Below are 10,664 nucleotides of genomic sequence, written 5' to 3' on the forward strand. Positions count from 1 at the left end.
ATTTAGTGTCAAACCTTTCACAACTTCATCAGTTGTAAAGGTCAGAGATTGCCCAGTCGGAAGATCGACATCAGATGCCTCGATCTGCCCGGTTACGCTTGCGTCTTCATTAACTTCAACGTTTTCAGCGGTTGCTGTTGGGTCGTCATTAACTGCTGCGACTTCAACATTGATAGTGATGGTATCTGAACCACCGTTTCCATCACTGACTACAACGGTAAAGCTGTCATTTCCGTTGTAGTTTTCATTCGGTGTGTAAGACCAGTTCCCATCTGCGTCAACAGTAACGGTTCCATTGGATGGATCTGTGCCTTTTGAAAACGTCAGGTCGTCTCCGTCAAGGTCCGAAGCGGTTAACTTACCTGACTTAGTAGTATCTTCGTTAACAGATACAGAAATTGAGTCACCAACAGGATCACCATTTTCATCGCCAATTACTGGATTATCATTGATGTTCTCACCAGTAACCGAGTCACTGCCTGCTGTGGACACATTACCTGACGAGTCTGTTACTGTCGCGTTTACTGTTAGTGTTTCATTTTGCTCGGGAACTGGGTAACTGACAGTGATAAATCCGACATCGATCTGTTCTTGATTGATGACAATATCTGGCTGCCCAGTCACTTTAAGAACGTCACCGACTTTCACACCTTCTGGTAGTGTGATTCGAACATCCACCGAACCGTCATTTTCATCAGATGTTAATATGCCATCATTGTTGGCATCATCAAGAATCTGAACGGTTGGTGCACCTGTTGGTGTATTGTCTTCTGTTACAACACTATCGTTGCCAGCTGTAGAGGTGTTACCTGCCTGGTCGGTAATAGTGGCTGTTATGTCAAGGGTTTCACCATCGGCTGGTCTGTCGTACTCCAAGGTGATTGAACCAGCGTTAATCATGTCTTGAGTGATGATCGTGTCAGGCTGTCCTGTCACTTTTAATACATCGCCAACTTCTGCATCGGACGGGATTTGAACAGTGACTGTTACCTGACCGTCTAATTCATCATCACTTAGCGTTCCATCGTTATTTGCATCTTCTGTGATGGTCACTGTTGGTGTAGACGGTGGTGTTGTATCTAAATCGAAAGTAACTGGTGCACTGGTAGAGGTTGAATCTCCGTTTGGCTTAAACACTTCAGATGTTACCGTGTAACTCCCATCTGTATTTAAATTTCCTGACGGAATAGTCACAACAATTGGAGAGGTTCCATCCCAGTCATCAGGAACGGGAACTTCAATGAAGACAGATTCACCAGTAGGTGTCGAAACTTCGACAAATATGGTGTCTTCGATCGTTGTACCTGCTGGCACTGTGATTAGTAGATCGACACCATCCTCTGCTTCTTCAGCATTAACAGAGTTCACCGCTTCGGGAATAGAAACAGAAGGAGCACCTTCTGGACCCGAATCGGTCGTGGCGGTTAGCAAGATTCGATAGGATTCTAGAAGTGTCAGGCTTTGGGTTCTGGACAGCCCCTGGCGTTCAAAGCTGCCTGTATCGAACGATGTTTCCGCAATGGATTGCGCACCAATACGCTCGATTTCACCGGATGTAGTTAAACTTGAACCCGATGAAGCGTCACCCGCAGCAGTTGCAAATTCGTCGTCCAACTGAGTTGGGTCTTCTCCGCCTTCTAAGGCTGCGAAAATTTCTTGAATATCTTCATCAAGCTCAAGTTGGTTGATGTCTTGATTATCGTCAACAATACCCGCTCGTGGTGCCGCACCGTCTTTGGAAGCACCGTCGGCTTCAAGAACGACTTCTCCGGGTAAAAGTGGGGTTCCTTTTGGAACAACTCGAATGTTTCCTTGCTGGTCAATAACAATCATTTGACCAACACCTGCGATCGCTGAAGATAAAAGAGACTGAATAGAATCCATGCTAACCTCTAATTTTTGTTTGCGTATTTCCGCCAGGATGAATAACGCATTAGATTTTTATTAGTTAAACTAATAATTTAACACCTATATGGAACTAACTCCACAAAAGCAAATGTTTGGAGCAATGTCTCATTCATTACTCTTTCAAGTTTATGAGCCAGCTCTCAAACTTAAGGTGTTTCAATTTTGCATCAATCGTAAATAGTTGTTTAAAAATTTAACTTAATGATTCAATGACCATTATTAAGAGTATTTTTCATACTGTTCCTAAAATAAGAACTGAATATCAATTTGCGAATCGAGCTAATTACAAAACTATTAGTTATCTGTATCGGTAACTTATTGATAAATTCTACTCATACTAAAGATTTATTTGATTGATATTCTCATTATTGAGAATAAATTCTCAATAATGGTTCATGGGAAACTCTGCTTTGATACTCATCAGAGTGAGTAAAACTCTCAATAGAGCTAACTCATTATTTCTTATTAGGATTTCTATTAACATCTTTTAATAATCGATTAATAAGAATATTTATCTGTAACCACACATTACTAATCTTTTTCAGGAGTATTTTGTCTGCTCTCTTTCCAAATTTTTATTCAACCTGATAATTAAGGCTGAGGATCTTGAGATCATAAAACGATCAATTCTCTAATACTTAAAGTATTAGAAAAGAACTAAAAATGAATTTATAAACAATCCATAAGGAAGGTATATTTTTGTTGGATGCCAGATAAATTAGTGCAGGTTTCAGGTTCGAAATAGTGAGTAATTGAAAGGGTTTCAATTACAGAGCAAACGTTTACGAGATGCATTTACAGCTTAATTTGGTTATCTCAATTGCAACCAAAAACGCAAGACTCAGCATGTGAAAACCAAGTCTTGCGCTTTTGCTATTTAAGGGGAATGAGTTTATTTATCAGTCCCATTTAAATGCATTGTTATTCATCAGTTCATTGACGATATCACTGGAAGTAGATGTCATCGATAAACCGTAGTCGGCAGCGTTACCAATTACGACGTCGATCGCTTGTGACATGCCACTTTCAGGTGTAACAACCAGTTCTAGTGTGGAACTGTCTGAAGATACAGTGGCGGAGATGTGCCCCAGCAAAGAAGACAGACTGTTGCCATCGACAGTATCTGGAAGGATGTCTCTTAAATCGAGTTTGTCACCTCCCGACAGTTCAAAGTCGGTAATTTGATCGTGGCTGGCTGCACTGTCAGTTTCACCCTTGTACCAAATGAACAAGTCGTTGCCTGCACCACCTGTGAGGATGTCATTCCCACTGCCACCAGCGATCAGGTCATCGCCGCCGTCACCGTCTAATATGTCGTTACCTGATAACCCAAAAAGACTATCAGCGGAGCTATCACCACTAATGGTATTGGCATTACTATCACCGATGTTGTCGCTTAATATCAAGCTTCCATTGTCCAACAAGCGCTCGATCTGCTCTTCCGGGGACAAACTGCCCGGGGAGGCATGAGACAACAGACTGCCTAAGCCAACACCTTCTAATTCGATGGTCTGAATGGTTCCAGAGCCGTTACTCACATTCAAGTAAGTATTTCCGGAAGATTCAGAAAGTGACAGGTTTGAAGTCAGCTCACTCAATCCAGAAACATTATCAGCTTCCACAATTGCGCTTATATCAAGTCTGTCATTGCTCACATCAAACTCTCGGATGATGTCGTGCCCTGCCGGAGTCCCCAGAGAGCCGGGCTGCCAGACAAAGGTATCTTGCGACGCCACTGCACTTCCTTTTGGATCCCCGTAGAAGATTTCATCGTCATCCGTTGCAATGAGAATGTCATTTCCAGTCGTAGGAGTGCCATCAAATAGCGAACCGTTAACCGTTACGGTTACCGTTTCAGTAGAAACAGCGCCGTGACTGTCTTCTACTTCAATGGTGAATGTTTCCGTCTTAGTGACGCCCGCCACCAAGTCTGCCGTATCTGGCTTACTCTCATCGATGCTGTAAGTCCATTGCCCAGACTGGTCGATGCTTAAGTTGCCATAAGTACCACTTGGGTTAGAAACCGACCAGGTCAGTGATGTGTTATTGGCATCTGGGTCAGTGGCGGTCAAACTACCAACTGCAGATGCTGTGAAGCCAAGCGTTGTCGTCCCTGCTACCACAACTGCCGTAACCTGAGGTGCGTCATTTCGCCCTGTTACGGTAATGGTTACATCCTGCTCTTTTGTCCCACCCTGACCGTCAGAAACCATAACGGTAAAGACTTCGTCTTCTGTCTGCCCCTGTCCAAGCGCGTTGCTGCCTGCAAGTGAGTTGTTAATGGTGTATTCCCACTCACCTGTCGACGCATTCAAACTCAGTTCGCCGTATTTTCCAGTATCAGAACCAACGATAGACCAGCTATGAGTATCCGAAAGGTCTTTATCCGACACATTCAGGTCTCCAGTGACAGATGCGGTTGCGTCTTGTGAAATCGACTCGGAAGTGTCGCCAGTAATACTTGGGGTATCATTTGAGCCAGTAACATCAATGGTCACCGTTTTGGTCACCGTATCCGTGCCATCAAACACAGAGATTTGGAAGGTATCCTGCTCAGTTTGACCAGCCGCCAGATTCTGAACCGCATCCGAGCCGTTATTCAGTGTGTAGGTCCAAACACCGTTCGAATCTACCGAAATGCTGCCATACGTTCCGACATCGCTGCCTGACACGCTCCATGTGTGAGTATCATTTTCATCAATGTCTGATACATCCAAATCTCCAGTCGCGGTGCTTGTTCCGTCCTCTGCAGTTGCTCCAGTAAGAGGACCAGTAACGACAGGAAGATCGTTGGTACCTTTTACTGTAATGGTGACAGTCTGCGTATCGCTGACATCATGCTGATCAGAGACTTTTATCTGATACTGAATTTCAATCTCTTCGCCTGCTCCCAATTTCTGGATATCTGCATGACTGTTTTCGAGATTGAAAGTCCATGCACCATTTTGGTCAATGTCCATGCTGCCATACGGAGAATTGTCGTTGAGTACTTCCCACGTATGGGTGTCTGGGGAATCCAACATATCCGGGTCGCCAGACTGCAGTTGCCCAGTTACAGTCGTTGTTGACTCTTCCTGTGCCTCTGCGTCCGTATCAGTTGCAAGATTGCCAAAAATGGAAGGCGCATCATTTTCACCGTTGATGGTGATGTTTACCGTTATGGTATCCGTACCACCGAATTTATCTGTAACCGTAATCTCTACCGTATCGGTGATTGAAGAACCTTTACCAAGGCTGTTTACGGTCGCGTTGTTACTGTCAACAACGTACTCCCAGGCACCTGTAGATGGGTTTACACTCAAAGTACCGTAAGAAGCAACCGTCGTTACGCTGTAAGTCGCGGTATCATTATCGTCGACATCTGCGGTCACCAATTGACCAGTTGCCGTTGTAACCGCCGTTTCTGCAACCACACCCGTTGAATCACCGGAAACAACAGGATCGTCATTGGTACCAGTAATGGTGACTGTGACTGTTTCTCTGGTGGTCACGCCAAAGCTATCGACCGCAGTAACAATAAAGGACTCAGTAATAGAACTGTCTGGTGACAGCTCTTCGATATGAGGCTGACCGTCGAACAAGTTGTATGTCCAGTTACCATCTGCATCAATTTCGAGCTTACCGTAAGTTCCTTGCAGCGCATTCGCTCCCTCTTTGGCGATAAAGCTCGCGCTATCATCGGTATTCGCTTCTACCGCATTCAGCTTGCCAGACGCTGCTATACCACTGTCTTCTTCGGCTGTACCTGTCGTTGCTCCCGTAATAACTGGAGCATCGTTTGAACCAGTAATCGTGATAGTGACGGTATCAGTAGATTCGAGTCCGTTGTCATCTTTAACAATGACGTCAAAAGTCTCTGTCAGAGTTTCTGTTTGACCTAGATTCTTAACCGTGTTGTTACTGCTATCTAACTGGTATTCATATTCACCCGTTATTGGGTTAAGAATCAGCTTACCGTAAGTGCCTTCCTCTTCATTTGAAGCGGTTTCATTTGGTAGGCGCCAAGTGTGTGTATCACCAACATCAGGATCTCCAGGATTCAAATCACCGGTAATTTTTCCATCAGAATCACTGTTCGCAATGCTGTTGGTTAACTCACCCGTAATATTTGGCGCATCGTTAGTACCGGTTATGTCAATTTCGACCTGAAGCTTGATGGGGTTTCCACTCGCATCAACCGTCGTTTTACCATACTGATCAACAACCACTACTTCGAATGTTTCAGTGAGCTTCGCACCTTCTTTCAGTTGGTTAACTGTAGGGTTAGCGCTGTTAAGGTTGTAAGTCCAGTTACCGGAAGAGTCCAGAGTTAATGTACCAAACTGACCTACACCACTTGGCAGATGCCAGGTACCCGTTCCGAGACCAGCTGGGGTAGTGAGCGTTCCGGAATCGGTAGTAACGGCATCTTCTTTAACAACAGCCGTTTCAATAACCGGGTTAGAAACTTCGACGTGATCAGCACTACCAACAACATCAATGGTGATGGTCTGGGTATCTGAATCGTTGGCTTCGCCAGAAGAATCCGTCACCTTAACTGTAAATGTTTCCTGCACCGTCTCACCCGGTTTGAGGTTTTGAACCGCAGGATCATTGTTGTTAAGTACATAATGCCACTTACCTGTAGCCGGATTGAGCTCAAGCGTACCGTACGTGCCTTCCAACTTATTATCTGGTTCTGCTGTACCGCCCGAATTAATCAGACTCCATGTGTGACTGTCTCCGGTATCAGGGTCAGTCACCGTCAGTTGTCCCGATTCTGCAGTTAGCGAATCCTCTGTAACTGAACCTGTAATGTCTCCACCAATATCAGGCTGATCATTCGTTGGACTGCCACCTCCGCCAACTGGTGGGAAGTTTGAACCTTGAACATTGATAACAATCGCGAATTTTTCTGACACACCACCATCAAGATCTTCCGCCCTGACATAAAATGTATCCGTTGCCGTGTCGTTCGGACCAGGCATCGATTTAGTGCTGTCTATCGTGTAGACCCATTCGCCTGTTGTCCCGTCGATGCTTAGAACACCGTATGTGCCATCACCACTTTCAACTGTCCAGGCTTTCACATCATCCAGTGAGTCTACATCCGTTGCCAGTACCATACCCTTAGCGGTTTCAGACTTAGTGACGGTTACCGTTCCGGCGTCATCACCAAAGACTTCTGGGATGTCATTCGTTCCTTTAACCGTAATTGCCAGGTCCTTGCTGACAATGGCGCCAAACTCGTCTTCACCAAGAATGGTGAAGGTTTCCACGTAAGTTTCTCCCTCACGCAATCCCTGAACCTGTGGCGAGTCATTATCGATGAGATATTCCCAGTTACCTGCCGCATCAATGGTGAGTGTGCCCAGATTGCCTGCAAAGGTAGAGGAAACAATTTTTGCGGAATCGACGGTATCGGTATCCGAACCACTAGCAACGTCTTTATCGATGTCGGTGATATTCAGTGCTCCGGTTAACGAAACACTTGAACCCGTGCCAGTATCTTCTTTATAAGTAGCTTCTGTATCACCTGAAATCACAGGTTCGTCGTTTGTACCAGCAATCGTAATAGTGAGCGGTTTGGAGACCATTTCACCTGCGTCGTCTTTAACAAACACGGTGAATGTCTCTGTCAGACTGGTTGTCGGAGACAATTCCTGAATCGCTGGTGAGTTTGGATCTTTAAGGGTATAGGTCCACTGCCCTGTTGACGGGTCGACAACAAGGTTGCCGTAAGTACCTTCGCCGGCAGGATGTGCACCAGAGATACCGAATTCAGCTCCATCATCTTTATCTGGGTCACCAGAATTCAATTGACCAGATACGGAGCTCGCACCATCTTCCGTTACGGTTTTGGAAAGTGCGCTTCCATTAAGCGTTGGCGCATCATTGGTACCCTCAATGGTAATGACAACCTGGGATTCACTCTGCTGACCGAAGCTGTCGGTCGCACGAACGGTGAAGGTATCCGTTGTTGTATCACCCTCATCAAGTTCATTTACCACGTTTGAGCCGTCATTGAGGGTAAAGGTCCATTTTCCATCGCTGTCTATAGACAATGTGCCATAGGTGCCACTTGGATCAACCACCATCCATGTGTGTGAATCATCTCCATCTGGATCGCCAGAACCCAGCGTTCCTGTTGTGGTATTCGGTGTGGTAGGTGTAGATGTACCAGCGAGTTCTTTTATGTCACCAGTATCATCACCAACAATACTTGGGTCTGAGTTTGTACCCACGACATTAATGACAATTTCTTTGGTTGCTGTACCACCATTGCCATCATCGACTTCGATGGTAAATTTGTCCTGTGCAACCTCACCAGCATCCAGCGCCTGCGTCGCAGGTTTGCCTGAATCCAGAACATACGTCCATTTCCCAGTATTAGGGTCTACCGAGAGTGAACCATAAGTGCCCGTTGGCGCAGTCACCGACCAAGTATGGGTATCAGATGTGTCCACGTCTAGTGCTGCCAACTGACCGTCTGTCTCTAATTGACCTGCCGTTGCTTCAATCACGGTACCAGAAACTTTACCGGTTATTTCCGGGTCATCGTTATTACCTTTAATAGTGATGACTAAGTTTTTCTCTGTTTTCTCACCATGACTGTCGGTTACGGTGACGCGATAGGTATCAGTAAGCGTTTCGCCCACCGCCAGTGCCTGAACCTGGCTATTGGTATTGGTCAGATCGTAGCTCCAACTGCCGTCAGAATTTACCGTTAGCTCACCAAATAAGCCTTGAGGGTTGAGCACTGCAAAGGTGTGAGAATCGTCCGCATCCGGATCGCCATCCAACAACTGACCTGTGGTCGTGGTTTGAGTATCCTCTGTTACCTCTCCCGCTAAATCGCCATCCAGTGCTGGAATGTCGTTGGTCCCTTCGATTGTGATGACCACTTTCTTGGTGGTTGATGCTCCATGGTTATCAGTCACTTTTACCCAGTATTCTTCGCGAACTCTGTCTCCTTCATCCAGATCATCGGCTTTATCGTTATCCAGAGTGAAGGTCCATTTTCCGTTCGCATCGAGAACAAATGTCCCCAGGCTATCTGGATGATACTGAGTGACCTCCCATTGATGGGTATCCGTTTTATCCACATCACTAGGTTTCAACTGTTTAGAAACCGAAAGCGTGCCATCCTCAGTAACGGTGCCAACGCGGGAACCGCCCAAACGCGGCACATCATTGGTTCCCGTCACTTCAATGGTAATCAGTTTGCTGTCTGTTCCGCCCTGACCATCGCTAACCGTGACGGTAAAGAAATCATGGGCTTTCTGACCTTCTGCCAGTTGCTGAACACGCTTACTGCTGTTGTTAAGGGTGTATGTCCAGTCACCATTAGCATCAATAGAAATGGAGCCGTATTTGCCCACACCACCATTACTCATGGTCCAGCTATGAACATCATTCAGGTCGACATCGGCAACGTCCATCGAGCCGGTCGCTGTCAACGTAGTATCTTCTTTCAACTGACCTAACTGTGTACCGGATATGGAAGGCTGGTCATTATCACCTTTGATAGTGATAACAACGTCTTGCGTTACAATTCCGTTGTAATCATCTTCTATCTGAACCGTAAAGGTATGCGTGACTTCCTGCCCTTCAGACAAAGTTTGTGCTGCGGAGTTATCGAGCACAAACTCCCATTCACCGGTGTCTTTGTCTATTGAGAACGAACCGTAAGTCTGAGTATCACTGCCAAGCAAAGTAAACTCAGCGTTGTCCGGTACATCTGGATCCTGTATTGCTAACGTGCCCGTTGCATTTTGTTTGGCGGCATTATCTTCTTCTACATCGCCAGTTGTTCCGCCTGTTACAGACGGCAGATCATTGCTACCAACCACTGAAATTTCGATGGTTTTAGAAACAGTTCCACCTTTGCCATCACTCAAGGTAACGGTAAAAGTTTCAGTTTCTTTCTGATTCTCGTGTAAGCTGTTTGATTTAACCGCATCCAAGACGTACTGCCAGTTACCATCATTATCTATGGTCAGGTTTCCGTATGTACCTGTTCCACCACCCGATACAACCCAGGTATGAGTGTCCAATGTGTCGACATCATCAAACGTAATAGCACCGGAAGCCGTGGTTTGAGAATCTTCAATCACGGTATCAGCGAACTTGCCGCCCGTGACCACTGGATCATCATTGGTTCCCGTTACAGTGACTGTCACTTCCTGAGTATCTGTCGCTGAACCATCACTGACTTGAACGGTAAAGGTTTCAGTCACAGTTTGCCCTTCGGCAAGCGACTGAACGGCACTCAGTGAGTTATTGATTTGATACGTCCACTGACCAGTGCCTGAATCTATCGAGAAGCTGCCGTAAGTCGGAGAGCCTGTCGTAACGTCTGTCCACACCATATCTTGGTTTGGATCGGTGTCGTTGTCTGGATCGGTTGCGACCAGCGTTCCTGTTGCAGTTGCACTTGCAGCAACGTCCTCTTTAACAGTGCCAGAAACCCCCGTAGTTTCATCTATCACCGGACCATCGTTAGTGCCTTCAATTACCACAGTAACAGTGGTAGGTGTGCCGTCTTCAGTTGTGACGTTGTAAGTTTCTTCTACTTTGTCGCCAACGTTCAATTCATCAAAGGCTTTGTTCGCAACAAACGTCCAGACACCATTGGCATTAATTGAGAATGTACCTATGGTTCCGTTAGTTGTGGACGCATTGAATCGATTGTCTGTGCCATCAACATCCGTGCTGGTCAGAGTACCGCCAGTGGTGAGCGCTGCATCTGTCTCTTGTAACGTTTTGGTCGCGCT

2 protein-coding genes are annotated in these 10,664 nt (G+C 45.9%); both read right to left on the minus strand.

What is annotated here, in order from left to right:
• Positions 1-1,884, minus strand: a 1,884-nt coding sequence (locus RH89_RS07270; protein ID WP_004400668.1) for an Ig-like domain-containing protein, incomplete at its 3' end; no start/stop codon positions are given.
• 923 nt (positions 1,885-2,807) lie between these two features.
• A partial coding sequence (locus tag RH89_RS29575) for a VCBS domain-containing protein (RefSeq protein WP_004400669.1) occupies positions 2,808-10,664 on the minus strand: 7,857 nt, incomplete at its 5' end.

The organism is Vibrio nigripulchritudo ATCC 27043, from assembly GCF_000222685.1.
Classification (GTDB): domain Bacteria; phylum Pseudomonadota; class Gammaproteobacteria; order Enterobacterales; family Vibrionaceae; genus Vibrio; species Vibrio nigripulchritudo.